Below are 19,937 nucleotides of genomic sequence, written 5' to 3' on the forward strand. Positions count from 1 at the left end.
AGTCTGGAAAAAAACGTAAAGAGGTGTGCGCCGTTACCATCTTTTCTCACAAAATCATTTCTTCTGTCCTCCTGGCTTTCAGTGTCATGTCCATTGCCCCGCTGTATAACGGCCGTACGGTGTCTGATTACATCTTTGAGTCGCTCGGCTATTCCTCTTGGCCGGAAGATGGAGCCCATATCTCCGTCATCCCCGGGGTCCTGCTTTACTTTGCGGCGTTAATCTGGTGTGCCGCCGCGTTCAGGCGGACGCTTCCCGCAGCGGGGCTGTTTCTGATCTTTCTCAGTATGGGGGCCGCTTCCGGTATCAGTCCCGCCACTGAATATGCTGCTTTTTCCTTAAAACAGTTCGCGCCCGAAAAAGAGGCTGTCGAATATTTGAAGCACCGCAGCGAATGCAGTCATCTGGTTGAGCGAAAAAGAGCGGGCATGAGCTGCACGCTTTATATCAATCATTACGGAAAAGGGGAACAAACCATTTCTGTCACCCCGGATTTATCAGAAAACATAAAGGACGTCACATTCAAATCAAAAACATTCATTGTAAAACCCCGTTCAAAAACAATCATTAAAACGCGGTTTACCGGATTTTATAAGGGGAAAGCCGCCTCAGACTCCGGGTGGTCTTCAGAACCTGAACTGAAAGTGGCAATCCTGTACACAGCGGATTAACCATTTTGCATGTATAATGGTGGAAAACTTTTGATTGGAGGGACTGTCAAATGAAGATCGCCATCGTCGGACTCGGCAATATGGGCCGCCCCATCGCCGAAAATATCATGAAAGCCGGATACAGTCTGACTGTATATAACCGGACGAAAGAAAAAGCGGCTGACCTGCTGGATAAAGGGGCCGAATATGCCGAAACGCCCCGACAGGCAGCTGAACAAGCCGACATCGTGCTGTCCATGCTGTCAGACGATGAGGCCGTAACAGGGGTGACGTTCGGAGCTTGCGGCATTATTGCCGGGTTATCTGAAAACGGCATTCATATTTCGATGAGCACGATCAGTACAGCGCTGTCAGAACAGCTTTCCGCCGCACATTCGGGCAGAGGGCAGTCCTTTATCGCCGCTCCCGTCCTCGGCCGACCCGATGCCGCTGAGAAGGCCGAACTCCGCATCATCACAGCCGGACCGGCAGAAGCGAAGAAAAAGGCCGAACCGCTGCTTAACATCCTGAGTCAGCAAGTATTGGACACTGGTGAAGAAACAAAAACGGCCAATGCCGCGAAAATCAGCGTCAATTTCTTGCTCGTTTCTATGCTGGAGGCGTTATCTGAATCATTCTTAATGATGGAGAAATACGGGTTAGAACGGAAACAATTTTTAGAAATCGCCGGCGCGCTCTTTGGCTCTCCCGTCTATCAAAATTACGGAACCATGATGGCTGAGGAGAAATTTGAGCCGGCCGGTTTCAAAATGTCTTTAGGGCTGAAGGATACCAATCTGGCGCTCGCCGCCGCTGAACAGGTTTCCGCAAAACTCCCTCTTGCCGAGCTGGCCAAGAGCCATTTTGAAAGCGGGATCGCACAAGGCTTCGGGGATCTGGATTGGGCTGCACTGATTAAAAGCTTAAAATAACAAAATAACACCTCTCCATTACCAGGAGAGGTGTTTTCTACAGGCGCGGCAGCTTCATTTCTTTCTCAAACATCAGGTCATCAATGCTTTTAAACGTGTAGCCTTCTTTTTTCAAATCGGTAATGGCATCGTCCAGAGCTTCTGAATTGTCCTTTGAAACGGTGTGAAGAAGGTAGATCGCGCCGGGATGCGCCTGCTTTATCATGTGATCATAGGCGTATTGTTTCCCTTTTTGCTCGTTAACCTTCCAGTCGACAAATGCGACGGACCAGAAAACGGTTTGGTAGCCGAGGCGTTTCGTTTCTTTGAGGACATATTCGCTGAATACGCCGCGCGGCGGACGGAGATACAGGTTGTCCCGCTTTCCGGTAATGTTGTACACAGCTTCCGTGACGGAATCGAGTTCGTCTTGAATCTGATCGCCCGTTTTTGTCGTCAGATCAGGATGATGAAAAGAATGATTGCCGATGATATGGCCTTCCTTTGACATCCGTTTAATCAAATCAGGCTGCTCTTTCACAAAATGACCCGTGACAAAAAAAGTGCCCGTGACGTGATGTTTTTTTAACACATCAAGCACTTTCGGGGTGTACCCATTTTCATATCCGTTATCAAACGTTAAATAGATGGTCTTTTCTTTCGTATTGCCCAAATAAAAAGCATCATATTTTTTGACCAGATTGTCCAGCTGTCTGCCGGCATCCGGCGGCTGATGATTGACGCTGCGTTTAAAGCCCCAGTTTATCCGTTCATTCGGAACGGCCTCTGCGCTGTTGATGCCTCCCGCAAGTAAAACGGCCATGCAGCAAATTGAACAAAACCATTTCATGCCCAGCACTCCTTCTGCATTTTTCCTTATTTTGCAGTAGGCCCTGCCCTTTTATACAGCCGCATTATGGAAAAAGAAAAACCCCGGCATCCGCCGGGGTTTATTCCCAATCCTTTTTAAAGCGTTCGTATTTTGCTTCCAGATCATCAAGTATGCCGATGAGCCGGTCTATATCTTCAACGTCCGTTGATTCAGGGTCTAATGAATCAATGACATTCATAAACATATCGAGTCTGTTCTTTAAGTAATCGAGCTGCTGATCTTTGCTGTTTACTGCATTCCCCATACTTTCACTCCATTCATTTTTTATAATGGTAGCGTATTTTTTGCCGTTTTTCAATGGTTCCGCTACTTGCGATCTTGGCAGATCAGGTCTAAAATTAACAGTTGGCAGACGTTAGTATGCCCCATTTATAAAGGAGTTAGATAGTCATGACACAAAACACAACACTGCGTCCGATCACACCGGAGTACGATCCTTGGGAAGCGTACATGGATGTCGACCAGTATGGAGATATGAAACTGACGAACGTTGAATTCACAACGACGACTTTGTGCAATATGAGATGCGAGCACTGCGCCGTCGGGTACACGCTCCAGCCGAAAGACCCGAATGCGCTGCCGATCGACCTTTTATTAAAGCGGCTTGATGAAATTCCTCTGTTACGCTCTATCAGCATTACGGGCGGCGAACCGATGCTTTCGCTGAAATCGGTAAAGGAATACGTCGTCCCGCTTTTAAAATATGCGCATGAACGCGGCGTGCGCACACAGATCAATTCAAACCTGACGCTTGATATCGGGCGCTACGAACGGATTATTCCTTATTTGGACGTCCTTCACATTTCTCACAACTGGGGAACGGTCGAGGACTTTGCTGACATCGGATTTGCGATGATGGAGAAGAAACCGACATTTGAACAGCGGGCGCGCTATTTTGACAAAATGATTGAAAACAGCCGCACGCTGGTCGAAGCAGGCGTAATGGTTTCAGCGGAAACGATGCTGAACAAACGGACGCTGCCGCATATTGAACATATTCACCGGCAAATTACCGAAGAAATGAAATGCCAGCGGCACGAAGTCCATCCGATGTATCCGAGTGATTTCGCCAGCGCGCTTGAATCACTCAGCCTGACGGACATGAGACAGGCTATTCATCATCTGCTCGACATTCGCGATGAAGAGACATGGATGCTGTTCGGTACGCTCCCGTTTTACGCATGCAGCCCTGATGAAGAAGACCAGAAGCTCCTCCGCCGCCTGCGGGAAGCGAAAAACGTTACGGTGCGAAACGACCCTGACGGCCGCTCCCGCCTGAATGTCAACATTTTTGACGGAAATATCATTGTCACGGATTTCGGCGATACACCGCCGCTCGGCAATATTAAAACAGACAGCCTTCCTGAAGCATATGACAAGTGGAGACAGACGAAGCTGAGCAAAGAGCTGAACTGCCGCTGCACAAACGTCCGGTGCCTCGGCCCGAACGTCCTTGTCAAAAACAGTTATTATCAGGACACGGATTTTTCATTACGAAAAGCCAGAGGTTAACAGAAGATGGAAACGACAATTACGGACATTTTGAAAAGCAAAGTGGTTGAGATCATCATCGTCGCTCTCGTGCTTTACGCCGGTGTTTTTCTGATCAACCGCTTTGTACAGGTGTTATTTAAACGCACGGATTTCTTAGAGGAACGGAAAGGGAAAACGATTGAGAGCCTCGTCCGATCCATCACCCAGTATACGGCGACGATCGGTTTTATCTTTTACGTCATTTCTTTATTTGTTCATGATTTCGGCCGAATTTTAGCCGGGGCGGGCGTTGCCGGTATCGTCATCGGTTTCGGCGCCCAGTCGTTAATCAAGGACATTTTGGCCGGTATCTTTTTAATATATGAACGCCAGCTGCATAAAGGCGATTACGTGACGATTAACAATCTGTTCAACGGCACAGTGGAAGAAATCGGACTCCGTTCCCTCCAGATCCGTGAGTGGACCGGCAAGCTGCTTACCATATCTAACGGTGAGGTCAGACAGCTTCAAAACTATAACATTGATTATATGCGGATTACCGAGTCCGTCGTGATCAGTTACAAGGAAGATCCCGAGCGGGTATATGCGATCTTAGAAAAAGCGTGTGACATGCTCAATGATGAGCTTCGCGATTCATTGAAACGGGATGAATTTCTCAATGCGGCGGAGCCGTTTCAAGTGCATGGAATCATGAGTCTGAACAAATTGACCAGAGGCATTGAATTTACCGTCAAAGGCATGGTTCAAGATAAAGAATACTTCTCGGCGAGCCTTGCGGTGAGACGCGTTCTTGCCCGGGAGCTGTACAACAACAATGTGCAATTGCTTGAGGAAATGTATCACACACAAAAAAGCTGATTCCCGAACCGGAATCAGCTTTTTTTATTTATCTCGGCTGCGCTGTCATTTGAAAACCGAATGTGACGTGATCCTGCACCGGAATCCATGCCCCGATTCCTTGCGAAGTCACATTTTTGACGACAAGTTTCCGCTTGCTGCCTTTCAGCACCAAATACACTTCACCGTATGTTACTTTTCCTTTTTCATTAACGGCCGGAGCGTAGGCGTGCAGGTAGCCGAGCCGCTGTGGAGAAATTTTGTAGGTTTGATCGCGTTTTGTGCCTGCGCCGATAACCGTTTCAAACGCGAGCGGCAGTCTTGTTTTCTTCATCGCCTTTTGCATCATCATGCTTTTTACGTCTTCTGCGTTCGGCACCTTCGCTGTGAGCCCGCCTTTGATTTTGTATTGCTGTTCTTGGGCGTATGAGATAACCGCGGTTTGCTGTCCGCCCCGGTTATCCGCTCTGTTCGTATTGATTTTTTTATATTCCCAGTTGGCGACCGTTTCGTTCGATTGATAGCCGAGCGCCCATTTCCCGAGAAATATTGTCGCCCGGTATCCAATGGCAAGCGGTGAACCGGAAACCGAGGATTCATTCAGCATCTTTATCAGATGCGGATTTTCGATATTGATATCGGATGTATCTAACAATTCCTTCGCCAATTTGCTCGGCTGAAGCATCGGCTGGTCCTGTGAAGCATTCGGATACGTATTTTCCTTTGAAATGCTTACGACAGAGTTGGGAACTTTAAACGGTTTCTTTGCACCGGCAGATGGCGTTGCGAAAAAACTAAAGGATAACAGCAGAATCAGTGTGGCATGAAACAGCTTTCTCATCATATCACTCTTTCTATAGCATTTTCCTTTAGTCTTTTCCTCCGCAATCGTTGTTATCCGCATTTTTTACAGGTTAAAGCAGGAAAAATCCGATCGCCATAATGACATAAGCGGCAAGGAGCGTAGCCCCCTCAAACCAGTTCGAATCACCGTCATTTGAAATCATCGTCATCAAAAGGACGGATGATATCATCGCGACAAGCTCGGGCAATGTGAATACAAGCGGCATATTGACCGGAAAAAAGATGGAACAGATCACAAGAACCGGAGCCACAAACATGGCGATCTGCAAAGTCGAGCCTACCGCGATTTCAACGGCGACATCCATTTTGTCTTTGTACGCCATAATAATCGCCGACGCATGCTCTGCGGCATTTCCGACGATTGCGACGATAATCACTCCGATAAACAGCTCGCTCCAGCCGAACTGTTCAGCCACCGCATGAAACGTATGGACAAGGTTTTCAGATATGTAGGCGACGATAATGGTTGAAATAAATAAGACGGCTGTCGCTCTTTTCCCCGACCATTCAGGCTGCTCCTCTTCTTCCTTTGCCTCCGGCTGGTTCGGCTGATAAACACCGCGATGGGTGACGAGCTTGAAATAAAGAGCTGCCACGTACAGAAGGATCATGATGATGCTGATGCCGACACTCAAATCAAGCTTGTTTTTTTCCCCCATATCCATGGAAAACACTTCGGGAATGACAAAAGCTACGATAATGGCAAAAATCAGCAGGCCAGAATTATGCCGGGCATCATGAATATTGAATTCCTGCCGCTTGTATTTCAAACCGCCGATAAAAAACGACAGTCCCGCGACGAGCAGAAGATTGCCGAGCACCGAACCGGTCAGTGAAGCAAGCACGATGCCCGTCAGCCCTTCTTTTAAGGCAAAAAGCGATATAATCAGCTCTACCGCATTGCCGAACGTGGCATTCAGCAGACCGCCGATCCGCGGTCCCGCGATAATGGCAAGAGATTCGGTCGCTCTCCCCATATAACTTGCAAGCGCAATAATCGTCAAGCAATAAATAATAAACAAAACCGCTGACGGCCAGTGCATCAGGCCGCCGATGACTGAAAGCGGCACTCCCGCCGCAGCCGTAAAGAAAAAAATCCGATTCATATCTGCCTGGCTCCTTTTTTCGAATGAGTCTTTTTATATCCTTCTCAAAAACTCCCTCAATTACACTTCCGCGGCAGCCCGAATTGGCATTTTCAGGTTGCCGGACGCGACAAATCCGTGTACGATCAAGAAAGATACTGAAGAAGGAGAAAATACGCGATGTCACGACTGTACTTCTTTATTTTGGTTCTGCTTGTTTCCATCTCCGGATTTTCCCAAGGCATGCTTCTGCCGGTGATCTCCGTCATTTTTGAAACGAACGGAGAATCCGCAGCCATAAACGGACTTCACGCAACCGGCCTTTATATCGGCGTGCTTCTGGCGTCGCCGTTTATGGAGGCCCCGCTGCGCAAGCTCGGGTTCAAACCTCTGATGGTCATGGGCGGATTTCTTGTTATCATCAGCTTATTCAGTTTTATTTGGCTTCAATCCATATGGTTATGGTTTTTTCTGCGGCTGCTTATCGGAATCGGGGATCATATGCTGCATTTTTCAACCCAAACGTGGGTGACGTCAAAGTCAACGCCCCGAAACAGAGGAAGAAACATTTCGCTGTACGGACTGTCCTTCGGGCTTGGATTCGCTGTCGGCCCGTTCATGGTCCCTCTTGTGAAAACAAGTCCGTCCCTTCCGTTTATCGTATCCGGCTGTATCAGTCTTGCCGCCTGGCTGTTTGTGTTTGTCTTACGTAACGAGTACCCGGCGCAAGGTCCGGATGAAACATCCGGGGATAACAGCGCAAAACGGTTTTACCGCGCCCTTCTTTTCGGCTGGGTCGCTTTTCTCCCGGCTTTCGGGTACGGTTTTTTAGAAACGGCGCTGAACGGAAGCTTTCCCGTGTACGCCCTGCGTTTAGGCATATCCGTTGATGCCGTCGCGCTGATATTGCCCGCTTTTGCTATCGGAAGTATTGTATTCCAGTTCCCTCTCGGTTTATTAAGCGATCGATTCGGGAGAAAACGTGTCCTGCTCGTCATCTTATTAACGGGTGCCCTTTGCTTTTTGACGGCCGGACTGTTTCCGTCACCTTCTGTCATCGGCTGCTGCTTTTTCACGGCGGGAATGGCGGTCGGCAGTATGTTTTCCCTCGGCATCAGCTATATGAGCGACCTGCTGCCGTCCCATCTGCTGCCGGCGGGCAATCTGCTCTGCGGCATTTCCTTCAGCCTCGGCAGCATGATCGGCCCGGTGGCGGGCGGCTGGTATATGCAGCGGTTTGAAAGCGCCAACTTGTTTTACTTTATTACGGTGATTCTGGTCTGTATTTGGCTTGCGCTCGTCTTCGGGAAAACAAAGCACAGTCCCGCATCCGAATCCCATTCTTTTCCGGCCTCATAAAAAAGCCGCCTGATCTGAGTCAGGCGGCTTCTTTCTAGTGGTATCCGTTCTGCCCGTTAGCGCTTCCGCTTGTTTTATTCTTCGGGCCGTTTTTGGAGTTTTGTTTATTATGGCTTCCGCCTTTTTTCGTATGCTTGGTCATAATTGATTCCCCTCCGTTTTTCAGCTTGAACGTCATCCGTTCCTCTATAGCTTGCTCCCGCGGTACGGATTTTCATCAGGAAGCTTTTTACGTTTATGTAAAAGCGCGTTGATTTCTCCTCCTAAAATCAGCAGTGTTCCCGTAAGATAAAACCAGATCATAAGGACGATAATTCCCCCGATGCTCCCGTATGTGGCGCTGTAGTTGGCAAAGGTGCCGACGTAAAATGAGAACAGCATACTGACGATAATCCAGCCGGCTGCCGCAAACACGGCTCCCGGCAGCACAAAACGGAGGGAAAGCCTTTTATTCGGCGCGAAAATGTAAAGCGCGGTAAACACGATTAAAAGGATAAGCGGACTGATACCCCAGCGGACAACCGACCACACCTGCAAAAACAGGCCTGAGGCGCCGATGAAATCCGCGGCCAGCATTCCGATTTCTCTGCCGAACACCGGCAGAAGCAATGCGATTAAAATCGTAACCACCATCGCGATGGTTAAAAAAATTGAGGTCAGGCGAATGATGATAAATGAGCGGTTTTCCTCGACTTCGTAGGCATGGTTAAATGCTCTGACAATCGCGTTCATACCATTCGAAGCCGACCAGATGACGGCGATAATCCCGAATGACAAAAGTCCGCCGCTGCGCTTGTTCAGCGTTTGCTCCGTAATGGATTTCACCATGGACATGGCGCTGTCGGGCGCGTATTGATCGACCGCCCCGAGCACGTCTTCTGCAGATATGGGAAGATAGGCGGTGAGCGTCAGCATGAAAATCATCAACGGAAACAATGACAGCAGGAAAAAATACGCCAGCTCCGCCGATTTACTTTGTCCTTCATGCAGAGAAAACCTTGCAAACAGCTCCTTTATAAAACTCATGACATCCCACCTCAATGATCGTTTTTCGAAAAATGCTCCTTCGTTTCTTTTAACAGGTCAATGACCTGCGGCGTCGTCTGCTTCAGCTTGGTGATCTGCCCGTTTAAAAAACCCAGATCTTCCGATACGGTATTGGCGATGATTTTCACTTGATCCAGTTTTGCAGAAGCCTGCTGTTTCAGGGCTTCAGGATGTTTCCGGTAAAATGCCGCACGGCGCCTGCACGCGTCCATGTTGCGGAAACATGCCTCTCTCGTCGGCTTATGTAATAAGGACAGTGCTCCGCCGGCGGCAGCGCCGATCAGAATCGCTTTTGCCATGATGCGTGTCTGCTTCATCGGTCAATCCCCCTTATAAATGATGGTCTTTCTTTATTGTCTCCAGCAAATGACGGCACCCGGATTCGACCAAAGCGTACACCTCGCTGAAATTCCCGGTATAATACGGATCGGGCACGTCCGCAAGGTCCGACTCCGGTACATAATCAAGCAGCCTTGCAATACGCGGCGCCGCTTTTTTATAACCGGCCATGCTGCGCAGATGTCCGATATTTTCTGCATCCATCGCAATGACGTAATCAAAATCGGTCAGGTCAGACTCACGCACCTGCCTCGCCGTGATGCCGCTTGTGCTGATCCCTTTCTTCTTCAGGATCTCCTTTGTCCCTTCATGCGGCGGATTTCCCGCATGCCAGGCGCCGATTCCCGCTGAATCAATGTTAATCTGCCCGTTCAGCCCGTTTTTCTTCACCATATCAGAAAATACCGCCTCTGCCATAGGCGACCGGCAAATATTTCCCAGACAGACAAACAGCACTTGTATCATATCGATAACCTCCCTATTCTTTCCCCGCATTCTGAGGATCAAAAACCTTATCATCATCTTAGCAACTTTTCTGCGGCTGTGGAAATAAGCTTTTATTCTAAATGAATTCTGTTAGAATAAAGGGTACGAAAAAGGTCATGAAAGGATGCATGAATTTGCCGAGCCAACAAACAGAAACGTTAAACAAAATGATTGAAGACATTTCGCAAAAGCTCAACATGCTCAATGTCGGCGTCATCAGAGCGGAAGATTTCAGTGATGAAAAAATAGAAGATCTTACATACCTTCATCAAATGGTCATGAAAAAAGCATCATTCAGCCCGAGTGAAATGCAGGCCATTGCCGAGGAGCTCGCCTCTCTCAGAAAATAAACCCATGTCAGACCTGCCGAAAAACGGCAGGTCTTTTTTTGATTTAAAAAAGTGAATAAAGTTCATCGGTTTGACACATATAAAAAGAAGGAGTATAGTAACTGTGAACTTGGTAGAACGATATACTAAATGAGCGGGCCGCTTGTCTTTTTTTATTTAGTAGAACGATATACTCGTTGTGATCTCAGCGTTATTCAAGTTTGTTTTGCAACCGTTTTATCAAACAGTTTTCAAAGAAAGGCAGTGGTTCAATAAAGGGGAATGGTGCTGTTCTTTTATCAATTTAAAAAATAATTTAATTCTTTATTAACCGCATTAGGGGATGTCATCATGAAAAACATATACACCAAAATGGCAGCGGGTCTTTATATTAACTATTTCCTGCTGGGCATGATCAATATTATTATCGCATCAAATATGGAGGCATTATCAAAACAGCTTCATACATCCGCAGCCGGGGTCAGCTATTTGGTCTCCGCCATCGGGATCGGGAAGCTGATTTCGCTTCTGTTTGCCGGGAAGCTTTCGGATACATTCGGGAGACGGCCGTTTATCGTGTCGGGCGCCTTTCTGTATCTGATTTTCCTAATCGGAATTCCGCTTTCGACAAACTACACGGCCGCGTTTATCTTCGCCATTTTCGCCGGGATCGCCAATTCCTTTTTGGATTCCGGGACATATCCGGCGCTTATTGAAGGATTTCCGAAAAACGCAAGCTCTGCAACCGTGTTAATCAAAGCGTTTGTATCCATCGGCGCGACGGTGCTTCCGTTTTTTATCGCGTTTATTGCGGACAGGCATTTGTTTTACGGCTGGACGTTTTTCGTACCGGGCATTATTTTCTTCCTGAACGGCTTTTTCCTGTTAAAAGTTCCGTTTCCGAATCATAAGCAAAAAGAAGACGGCGGCCGGACGGAAGCCTCCCCGTCTGATGACGCGTTCACATCACAGCCGTCGATATGGCGCGAAGGCCTTGCGATCATTCTGTTAGGCTTTTCATCTACGGCGCTGTTTATGCTCGTTCAAGTATGGCTTCCTAAGTTCGGGCAAACCGTTTTGGGCATGCCTGAGGTGCAGGCCGTCAAATTGTTGAGCTATTACAGCATCGGGGCGCTTGTATCCGTATTATTGCTGGCTGTGCTGTTAAACAGAGTGATTCAGCCGATTACGGTAATGGTGCTGTACCCTGTGATCGCGGCAATCGCGCTGCTTGCTCTGATTTTCATTCATCAGCCGGCCGTATCAGTCATCAGCTCCTTTGTCATCGGACTTTCAACTGCGGGCATTCTGCAATTGGCGATGACGGTTATGGCTGTTTTATTCCCTAAAAATAAAGGTACGATCACATCTTTTGTTAATATAGCATCAAGCTTATCTTTTATTGTCATTCCGCTTGTAACGGGAGCGATATCCAAAGCGGCCGGCCTGACGCCTGTTTTTCTGCTTGATATCGGAATTGCGGCCGTCAGCGCCCTTCTCGCATTGTTTATCGGAATCCGCTTTAAGCAAGTGATGAAAGCCTGACTATTTTTTAAGGGAGAGGATTTATCATGCAATCTATCACGATCAGAAACACGGTCATCGGCGAAGGGCTTCCGAAGATCATTGTGCCGCTGATGGCGGCCGGAGAGAAAGAACTGCTCGAAGAAATGGAAGCCGTCAACAGGCTTTGCCCGGATATCATTGAGTGGCGGGCGGATGTGTACGAGCATGTTGACAGCCTGGACGCCGTAAAAGGCATGCTTGAAAAGCTGCGGAAAGCCGCAGGCGCAACACCGCTGCTTTTCACATTCAGAACCCATAAAGAAGGCGGAAATAAAGTTATTGATGACCGCTTTTACATTGAATTGCTTAAAACCGCCATCGAAACAAAACATATTGACCTTGCAGACGTTGAGTTGTTTACGGGAGAAGCGGAAGTCAAATCAATTGTGAAAACCGCTGAAGATAACGGCGTATATGTCGTCATGTCCAATCATGATTTTCATCAGACACCGAAAAAAGAAGAAATCATTTCCCGGCTGCGGAACATGCAGGCGTACGGCGCGCACATTCCGAAAATCGCGGTGATGCCGCAAAGCACTGAAGATGTTTTCGTCTTATTGGATGCCACTCACACGATGAAAACACAATACGCAGACCGGCCGATCATCACGATGTCAATGGCGGGGACAGGCCTGATCAGCCGCCTGGCCGGCGAAGTCTTCGGCTCAGCGTGCACGTTCGGAGCGGGCAAAGAAGCATCAGCGCCCGGACAGATTCCCGTTGAAGAATTGCGCAGCGTACTCAGCATTTTAAATAAACATATGTAATCAGCGTTTTTCTGCCCTCAAAGCGGGATGAAAAACAAATGAATGGACTAACGGAGGAATACATCATGAAGAAAGATTTAGGACGGATTAACGGAAAAACTCAGCTTATCGGATTATTCGCGACACCGATCGGACACTCTTTATCTCCGGCGATGCACAACCTGGCGTTTAAAAAATTAGGATTGAACTACGCTTACCTCGCGTTTGAAGTCGGCAATGAACAGCTGGAAGATGTGGTAACGGGAATGCGCGCCTTAAACGTCAGAGGATTCAATGTCTCGATGCCGAACAAGATGAACATTCTCCCTTACCTCGATGAACTCGCGGATTCAGCGAAATTCACCGGCGCGGTGAATACAGTCGTTAATGAAAACGGCAGACTGATCGGACACTCGACTGACGGTATGGGATACGTCCGCAACTTAAAAGAACACGGCATCGATATCACAGGCAAAAAAATGACGCTGGTCGGTTCCGGCGGGGCCGCCACTCCGATAGCGATTCAATCCGCATTGGAAGGCCTCGGAGAAATCTCTATTTTCGCCCGTAATGACGCGTTTTTCGAAAAAGCGGAAGAAAACGTCCGCATTATCAATGAAGAAATGAAGGGATCTTCTTGTAAAGCGAAAGTCTTCCCGCTCGAAGATCAAGATGCGCTGCGTGCTGAAATCGCTTCAAGCGATATTTTCACAAACGGAACAGGTGTCGGCATGAAACCGCTTGAAGGCTTGAGCGTCATTGAAGATACATACATGCTCCGTCCTGATTTGATTGTGACAGACGTCGTTTACAACCCCGTTACGTCGAAATTGCTTGAACAAGCTCAAGCGGCCGGCTGCAGCACCATTAACGGCCTCGGCATGATGCTTTGGCAGGGCGCCATGGCGTTTGAATATTGGACAGGCCGTGAAATGCCGGTTCAGTATATTAAAGAGCAAATGTTTGAATAACCTATTGTAATAGAAGCGCCGAAGGACAATCCGTCTTCCGGCGCTTTGTCATTTTCTCCCCTCTCTCTTTCTTCTCATGCGCCAAAACGCTTATAATGGATGTAACGAATAAAAACCAAGTGAGGAATGCGACGTATGAAACAGCAAAAAAAACGCCGGGTGACATTGCAGCAGGTCGCTGAACATGCCGGCGTCTCAACATCCACCGCTTCATTAATCGTCCGCAACAATCCGCGAATTTCCGAAGCGACCCGTGAGAAAGTGCTGCAATCCATGCGGGAGCTGGGGTACGTATATGATCGGGTCGCCGCGAATTTACGATCACAGACGTCCACAACGGTAGGATTGATTATTACTGACATTTCCAATACGTTTTTCTCAGAGTTTCTGATCGGCGTTCAGAATACGCTTGAGGAAGTCGGATTAACGGTGCTGTTAGGCACGACATTTGATTCCGTCGCCAAGCAGGAGCAGCTGATCTCGACCATGCTGGAGCACAGGGTCGGCGGATTGATTTTGTGTCCGGTTTCAGGTACAGCTGAGGAAACCCTTTCCCGCCTTGAGCAGCTTGACATTCCGGTCGTGCTCGCCGTCAGGGAGATTGCCGATGCAGATTGTGATTTTGTCGGAGCCGATTATGAGGAAGGCACCTATAAGGCAGTGCGTCATTTCATTGAGAAAGGCCATCAGGAGATTGCGTTTCTGGGCGGCGTGAAGCACTCATCAACATGGACGAAGCGTATGAAAGGGTTTAAAAAAGCGCTCCGTGAAGCGGATCTGGAAGTGAAAAATGAATATGTCATTGACAGCGCGCCGACCCGCGAAGCAGGCTGTGAAGCCGTGACGGAGCTCCTCCGCCGGTCTGAGCGCCCGACCGCAATTTTCTGCTTCAGTGATTTGGTCGCGTTCGGCGTCATGCAAGGGATCAGAAAAGCCGGGCTCGTTCCGGGCGAAGATATTGACATTATCGGCTTTGATAACGTGCCGGAAGCTGAAATTTCTTATCCCCCGCTTACAACCGTTTCTTCCTTTCCGCGGCAGTCGGGAAAAGAAGCGGCTCAATTGCTGCATCATAAAATCACCAGCTCCCAGCACAAAAAACAACGCATTATTCTGGCGCCTGAGCTGGTCATCCGGGAATCTTCACAAAAAAAGCGGAACGCCTGATACGGCGCTCCGCTTTTATATTACGCAAGCAGTTTTAATGATTCGCGGTTGAATGCCGGAATGTCATCCGGTGTGCGGCTTGTAACCAGCTGGTTCTGGCAGACGACGACTTCTTCATCCACAACATTCGCGCCCGCGTTTTCCATGTCGATTCGGATTGAAGTAAACCCTGTCGCTTTGCGCCCGTCCAATGCTTTCGCGTTGATGAGAAGCTGAGGTCCGTGGCAGATGGCGAACACCGGTTTTTTATCATCCATGAACGCTTTGGCAAATTGGACGAAACGGTCATCCGCACGCAGCATGTCAGGAGAGAATCCGCCCGGGATCAGCAATGCGTCAAAGTCTTTCGGATTCACATCATCGATGGACGCGTCCACTTTCACTTCCGCTTCCCCTTGTTTGCCTTTGACTGTCTTTCCTTTTTCCTGTTCAATTACGGTTAATTCATGACCCGCATCTTTAAAAGCTTTCGCAGGTTCAGTATACTCGACATCCTCAAAATAATCCGTTAATACAACTGCAATTTTTTTACCCATAGTTACTACCTCCTGCTTGATGAAGTCTACATAAATCCATGTACCCCAGCCACACTAACATCAAACATAGGTAACGCGTTTGCCGCTCATCCGTTTTACATAGGTCATTATCCTCATTTTTCATCTTTTTACAAGAATCATCATGAAATCTATATGAACTTTCACAAAATATTCTTACAATGGTACTGCATGACAAAATTTGTTGAAAGGTGGAGAACAGGTGAGAATACAGAAAAGACGATGCAGCGTCAATATGACACTCCGTATTCTGCTGCCCCTAGTTATGATACTTAGTCTAATCCTCCCAACATCACCCATTAAAGCAGAAGAAAACAAATCCTCCAGTGTGAATCTCAGCATTTTAGCCACAACTGACGTTCACGCTAACATGATGGACTACGATTACTACAGCGACAAACCGACAACGGAATTCGGGCTGGCCAGAACGGCTCAGCTTATTGAGAAGCACAGGCGCGAAAACCCGAATACGCTGCTTGTCGATAACGGAGACCTGATTCAGGGGAATCCCCTCGGAGAATACGCCGTAAAATATGAGAAAAATGATATCATTTCAGGCGCAAAGACCCATCCGATCATTGAAGTGATGAACAGTCTGCATTATGACGCAGGAACACTCGGCAATCATGAATTTAATTACGGGCTTGAATTTCTGGACGGGACAATCAAAGGCGCTGATTATCCGATCGTTAACGCCAATGTGAAAACATTAAGCGGCGAAAACCGTTATACGCCTTATGTCATAAAAGATAAAACCGTCACGGATGAAAACGGCGGCAAGCATCAGATAAAAGTCGGCTACATCGGCTTTGTTCCTCCCCAAATCATGACGTGGGATAAGAAAAATCTCGAAGGCCGCGTTCAGGTCGAGGACATTGTGGAATCCGCAAAGAAAACCGTTCCGAAAATGAAAGCTGAAGGAGCCGATATCGTCATCGCCCTCGCCCACAGCGGCATCGAAAAAAAAGCGCAGTCTTCTGGAGCGGAAAATGCCGTTTTTGACCTGGCAACGAAAGTCGGCGGAATTGACGCGATCGTATCCGGCCATCAGCACGGGCTTTTCCCTGATGCCGAATACAAAGGCGCTGATCAATTCGACGTCGATAAAGGCACGATTAACGGCATCCCCGTTGTCATGTCAAGCAGCTGGGGCAAATATGCGGGCGTCATCGACCTCCGGCTTGAAAAAACAGACAGCGCGTGGCATGTGGAAGATGCAAAAGGCAGCATCGAGCCGATTGCCGGCAATGTGACGTCGGAAAACGAAACCGTCGTCAATACCGTCAAAAAAGCGCACGAAGGCACTTTGAAATACATCAGAGAACCCGTCGGCCAGACAAAAGCCGATATCAACAGCTTCTTCGCCCAAGTCAAAGATGATCCGTCTATTCAAATCGTAACGGATGCGCAAAAATGGTACGCCGAAAATAAGATGAAGGATACGGAATACAAAGATCTGCCTATCCTCTCGGCGGGCGCCCCGTTTAAAGCCGGCGGGCGAAACGGCTCAAACTACTATACAAACATTTCCGCTGGCGACCTCGCCATCAAAAATATCGGCGATTTGTACCTGTATGACAACACGGTTCAGATCGTCAAGCTGAACGGAAGCGAAGTGAAAGACTGGCTCGAAATGTCCGCGGGGCAATTTAATCAGATCGATCAGGCAAAAGGCGGCAGCCAAGCGCTTTTAAATGACGCCTACCGCTCATACAATTTTGATGTCATTGACGGTGTCACCTATCAGGTCGATGTCACAAAACCGGCGAAATACAACGAAAACGGAACAGTCATTCATCCCGATGCAAGCCGGATCGTCAACCTTTCTTATCAAGGAAAGCCCGTCAGCGCCAAGCAGGAATTTCTGATCGTCACAAATAATTACCGCGCTTCAGGCGGCGGAGGATTCCCTCACTTAAGCAATGATAAAATCGTATACTCTTCTGCCGATGAGAACAGGCAGGTCTTAATGGATTACATCATCCAGCAGAAAACGATTAATCCGCAGGCTGATCATAACTGGTCCATCCTTCCGGTCAAAGGGACAAACCTGACATTTGAATCTTCCTTGGCCGCAAAGCCGTTTGCCGACCGCGCAGATGACGTCGCCTATATCGGTGAATCACAAAACGCGGGCTACGGACAGTACAAGCTCCAATTCAAAGATGATGAACCGGGCACAGAGCCGCCGAAAGATGATGCATGGAAACTCACCGTTATGCATACAAACGACACGCACGCCCACCTTGATAACGCGGCGAGGCGGATGACGAAAATCATAGAAATCAGAAGCGAAACCGACCGCAGCATTTTACTGGATGCGGGAGACGTTTTCTCAGGTGATCTCTATTTCACAAAGTGGCAGGGGCTGGCTGATTTAAAATTGATGAACAGCATGGGCTACGACGCAATGACCTTCGGAAATCATGAGTTTGATAAAGGTCCGGGTGCTCTCGCCAGCTTCCTGAGCGGTAACGGGAGCGCGGCTGATCCGTCCGGAAAATACAATTTTCAAGCGCCTGACTTTCCGCTCGTCAGCTCAAATGTCGATGTGTCCAAAGAGTCAAAACTCAGACCATTCATGAAAAAAGCAGACACATTTACGGCAGGGAAAAAGAAAAAAGCAGGCATCTATCCATACATTCTGCTTGATGTAAACGGAGAAAAAGTCGCCGTATTCGGCTTAACGACAGAAGATACGTCCGTCACATCAAGCCCGGGAAAAAGCATTGTCTTTCATGATGCCTTCCAATCCGCACAAGATACAGTAAAAGAAATACAAAACAAGGAACATGTCAATAAAATTATCGCCCTGACCCATATCGGGCATCAGCGTGATCTCGATCTCGCCAAAAAGGTAAAAGGCATCGACTTGATCGTCGGCGGACATACGCATACGCTTGTAGATAAAATGGAAATTGTCAAAAACGAAGAGCCGACCATCGTCGCCCAGGCAAAAGAATACGGCGAATATTTAGGCCGTGTCGATGTCGCATTTGACAAAAACGGCGTCGTCCTGCCGGAACAATCCTCTCTTCAGGCGCTGCCGGTGAACGAGCAGACGAAAGAAGACCCGGATCTGAAAAAAGAGCTTGATCCGTTTAAAAAAGAGCTCGTCTCAGTCAAAAATGAAAAAGTCGGTTCAACGAAGGTCGCACTTGACGGCCAGCGCGAGCATGTCCGCTCCAAAGAAACCAATCTCGGAAACTTCATCGCAGACGGCATGCTGCAAAAAGCGAAGGAAGCGGCCGGCGCCCAAATCGCGATCACAAACGGGGGCGGCATCCGCGCGGGCATTGATAAAGGAGACATCACACTCGGCGAGGTGCTGAATGTGATGCCGTTCGGCAACACGCTTTACGTCGCGGATTTAACCGGAAAACAGATCAAACAAGCCTTGGAACAAGGGTTAAGCGGAATTGAGGCTCAAGGCGGCGCCTTCCCTCAAGTTGCCGGTTTAACATACACGTTTACACTGAATAAAAAGCCGGGACACCGCGTTCTTCAAGCTGCGGCCGTACAGGATGACGGCAGCGTAAAGCCGATTTCTGATAAGAAGACATACAGAGTCGCCACCAGTAACTTTGTCGGTGAAGGCGGAGACGGATATTCCGTCTTTAACGAAGCGTCCCATAAAGAAGACCTTGGCTTTGTCGACTATGAGGTCTTCACCGAGCAGCTTGAAAAAGCGGGAAAAGCGGTGGAACCGAAAGTTGACGGCCGCGCGCAGGAAGTGTACCTGCCGACGAAACAAAAAAACGGCTCGTGGACGCTTGAAGATGACAGCGCATTTGCCGTCTATGCCAAAAACGCTAACACGCCGATCGTGTATTACGATAAGAATGACGGCGCCAAAAAGCCGATTGATCTCAGCGTGACAAAAAAACAAATCGGCCTGTTAAAGGACAGAACATCGGATTCTTCCCTTACGATCCTGCATGACAAGTTCAGCATGAAAATGCCGATGGCAAACGCTGCTTCAGCTGATACACGATTCGGCGTGACGCCGAAAGGAAAAGTAAGCGGGGCGCTTTCAAATGTATACGACTTTACAATGAAGCAGAAAAACAAAGACATCAAAACATTCAAAGCGCCGGTAAAGCTCACCCTGCGCATTGAGAATACGAAAAAGGCGAAACAGCCGGGCATTTACCATGTAGACCGGAAAAAGAACGTCTATACAAAAACAGACAACGGTTCGGTTTCACACGATCTCGTCACGGGCTATACAAATCATTTCAGTGAATACACCATATTAAACGCAAACACGAAGAGCGCGCCGCCGACAAGCGGAGATCACGGCTCCGGAAAGCAGCCAAGCGGACAAAAACCGTCATCCGGGCCTGCGCAGGACGGAGTATCGCCGGGCGGCCTGCTTCCTGATACGGCCACGACGATGTATTCCATCCTTCTTGCCGGGTTACTCATCAGCGCGCTCGGAACGGCACTGTATCTGCATCAAAGAAGAAAAGCAAAAAAAGTGAACGAAGCATAAAAAGACCGCTTTTATCGGGCGGTTCATCCCAAGAGCTCTCCTGATCTGATTTCAGGGGAGCTTTTTCTCTCGGTCCCCCTCTGAGTCGACAGCCGTACGGCCGAGTGATAAAATATGAACGTTATTCGCGAAAGACTGCATCCGC

Annotated in this window: 19 protein-coding genes; 11 read left to right on the top strand and 8 right to left on the bottom strand. The window is 48.4% G+C overall.

Annotated features, from left to right (window positions below):
- The first annotated feature begins 23 nt into the window (after nt 1-23).
- Together CXL14_RS19370 and CXL14_RS19375 are read left to right on the top strand one after the other, a co-directional pair.
- On the top strand, nt 24-671 hold the full coding sequence (locus tag CXL14_RS19370) for a hypothetical protein (protein WP_101287910.1): 648 nt from the start codon (nt 24-26) through the stop codon (nt 669-671).
- Nucleotides 672-721: 50 nt separating this feature from the next.
- The gene (locus CXL14_RS19375) at nt 722-1,582 is read left to right on the top strand and encodes an NAD(P)-dependent oxidoreductase (protein WP_095061133.1); all 861 of its coding nucleotides are present in this window, start codon (nt 722-724) and stop codon (nt 1,580-1,582) included.
- Nucleotides 1,583-1,619: 37 nt separating this feature from the next.
- Here CXL14_RS19375 and pdaA read toward each other — a convergent pair whose 3' ends face one another.
- Complete coding sequence (gene pdaA, locus CXL14_RS19380) at nt 1,620-2,411, bottom strand: delta-lactam-biosynthetic de-N-acetylase (protein WP_003155556.1); 792 nt, start codon at nt 2,409-2,411, stop codon at nt 1,620-1,622.
- 100 nt (nt 2,412-2,511) lie between these two features.
- Nucleotides 2,512-2,697, bottom strand: coding sequence for an SE1561 family protein (locus CXL14_RS19385; protein WP_095061135.1), 186 nt, complete (start codon nt 2,695-2,697; stop codon nt 2,512-2,514).
- Nucleotides 2,698-2,843: 146 nt separating this feature from the next.
- Here CXL14_RS19385 and yfkAB point away from each other — a divergent pair, with 146 nt between their 5' ends.
- The gene (gene yfkAB, locus CXL14_RS19390) at nt 2,844-3,965 is read left to right on the top strand and encodes a radical SAM/CxCxxxxC motif protein YfkAB (protein ID WP_032872324.1); all 1,122 of its coding nucleotides are present in this window, start codon (nt 2,844-2,846) and stop codon (nt 3,963-3,965) included.
- A 6-nt stretch (nt 3,966-3,971) separates the two neighbouring features.
- Entirely contained in the window at nt 3,972-4,805 is an 834-nt protein-coding gene (locus tag CXL14_RS19395) for a mechanosensitive ion channel family protein (RefSeq protein ID WP_101287912.1), read from the top strand.
- Nucleotides 4,806-4,833: 28 nt separating this feature from the next.
- On the opposite strand, the gene CXL14_RS19400 is transcribed toward CXL14_RS19395, so the two are convergent.
- Together CXL14_RS19400 and cax are read right to left on the bottom strand one after the other, a co-directional pair.
- Complete coding sequence (locus CXL14_RS19400; RefSeq protein ID WP_101287914.1) at nt 4,834-5,628, bottom strand: YfkD famly protein; 795 nt, start codon at nt 5,626-5,628, stop codon at nt 4,834-4,836.
- Between the two features lie 70 nt (nt 5,629-5,698).
- Nucleotides 5,699-6,754: a calcium/proton exchanger gene (cax, locus tag CXL14_RS19405; protein WP_007408511.1), complete on the bottom strand. Its 1,056-nt coding sequence runs from the start codon at nt 6,752-6,754 to the stop codon at nt 5,699-5,701.
- A 159-nt stretch (nt 6,755-6,913) separates the two neighbouring features.
- Between cax and CXL14_RS19410 the strand changes: the two genes are divergently transcribed.
- A complete protein-coding gene (locus CXL14_RS19410) occupies nt 6,914-8,092 on the top strand; it encodes an MFS transporter (RefSeq protein ID WP_025284425.1) in 1,179 nt (392 codons plus the stop codon).
- A 186-nt stretch (nt 8,093-8,278) separates the two neighbouring features.
- Here CXL14_RS19410 and CXL14_RS19415 read toward each other — a convergent pair whose 3' ends face one another.
- The 3 genes from CXL14_RS19415 to CXL14_RS19425 are packed head-to-tail and all read right to left on the bottom strand — an operon-like array spanning nt 8,279 to nt 9,943.
- A complete protein-coding gene (locus CXL14_RS19415; protein WP_007408509.1) occupies nt 8,279-9,118 on the bottom strand; it encodes a YihY family inner membrane protein in 840 nt (279 codons plus the stop codon).
- Nucleotides 9,119-9,129: 11 nt separating this feature from the next.
- A complete protein-coding gene (locus tag CXL14_RS19420; RefSeq protein ID WP_095061139.1) occupies nt 9,130-9,456 on the bottom strand; it encodes a hypothetical protein in 327 nt (108 codons plus the stop codon).
- A 13-nt stretch (nt 9,457-9,469) separates the two neighbouring features.
- The gene (locus CXL14_RS19425) at nt 9,470-9,943 is read right to left on the bottom strand and encodes a low molecular weight protein-tyrosine-phosphatase (protein WP_101287916.1); all 474 of its coding nucleotides are present in this window, start codon (nt 9,941-9,943) and stop codon (nt 9,470-9,472) included.
- 155 nt (nt 9,944-10,098) lie between these two features.
- Between CXL14_RS19425 and CXL14_RS19430 the strand changes: the two genes are divergently transcribed.
- The 5 genes from CXL14_RS19430 (at nt 10,099) to CXL14_RS19450 (ending at nt 14,743) form a co-directional block, all read left to right on the top strand.
- A complete protein-coding gene (locus tag CXL14_RS19430; protein WP_003155571.1) occupies nt 10,099-10,314 on the top strand; it encodes a DUF1128 domain-containing protein in 216 nt (71 codons plus the stop codon).
- A gap of 330 nt (nt 10,315-10,644) precedes the next feature.
- Nucleotides 10,645-11,838 carry an MFS transporter gene (locus CXL14_RS19435; protein ID WP_007408506.1) on the top strand — a complete coding sequence of 398 codons (1,194 nt, stop codon included), beginning with the start codon at nt 10,645-10,647 and terminating at the stop codon, nt 11,836-11,838.
- A gap of 26 nt (nt 11,839-11,864) precedes the next feature.
- A complete protein-coding gene (aroD, locus tag CXL14_RS19440; RefSeq protein ID WP_021493872.1) occupies nt 11,865-12,626 on the top strand; it encodes a type I 3-dehydroquinate dehydratase in 762 nt (253 codons plus the stop codon).
- Between the two features lie 65 nt (nt 12,627-12,691).
- A complete protein-coding gene (locus tag CXL14_RS19445; RefSeq protein ID WP_089072416.1) occupies nt 12,692-13,576 on the top strand; it encodes a shikimate dehydrogenase in 885 nt (294 codons plus the stop codon).
- Nucleotides 13,577-13,711: 135 nt separating this feature from the next.
- Entirely contained in the window at nt 13,712-14,743 is a 1,032-nt protein-coding gene (locus CXL14_RS19450; protein ID WP_017419112.1) for a LacI family DNA-binding transcriptional regulator, read from the top strand.
- Nucleotides 14,744-14,763: 20 nt separating this feature from the next.
- Here CXL14_RS19450 and CXL14_RS19455 read toward each other — a convergent pair whose 3' ends face one another.
- A complete protein-coding gene (locus CXL14_RS19455; protein WP_003155578.1) occupies nt 14,764-15,279 on the bottom strand; it encodes a type 1 glutamine amidotransferase domain-containing protein in 516 nt (171 codons plus the stop codon).
- 220 nt (nt 15,280-15,499) lie between these two features.
- On the opposite strand from CXL14_RS19455, the gene CXL14_RS19460 reads away from it, so the two are divergent.
- Nucleotides 15,500-19,792 carry a multifunctional 2',3'-cyclic-nucleotide 2'-phosphodiesterase/3'-nucleotidase/5'-nucleotidase gene (locus tag CXL14_RS19460; protein WP_088056279.1) on the top strand — a complete coding sequence of 1,431 codons (4,293 nt, stop codon included), beginning with the start codon at nt 15,500-15,502 and terminating at the stop codon, nt 19,790-19,792.
- The last annotated feature ends 145 nt before the right edge of the window (nt 19,793-19,937 follow it).

The sequence above is a fragment of the Bacillus sp. SJ-10 genome (assembly GCF_002843505.1).
In the GTDB taxonomy this organism is placed as follows: Bacteria; Bacillota; Bacilli; order Bacillales; family Bacillaceae; genus Bacillus; species Bacillus velezensis.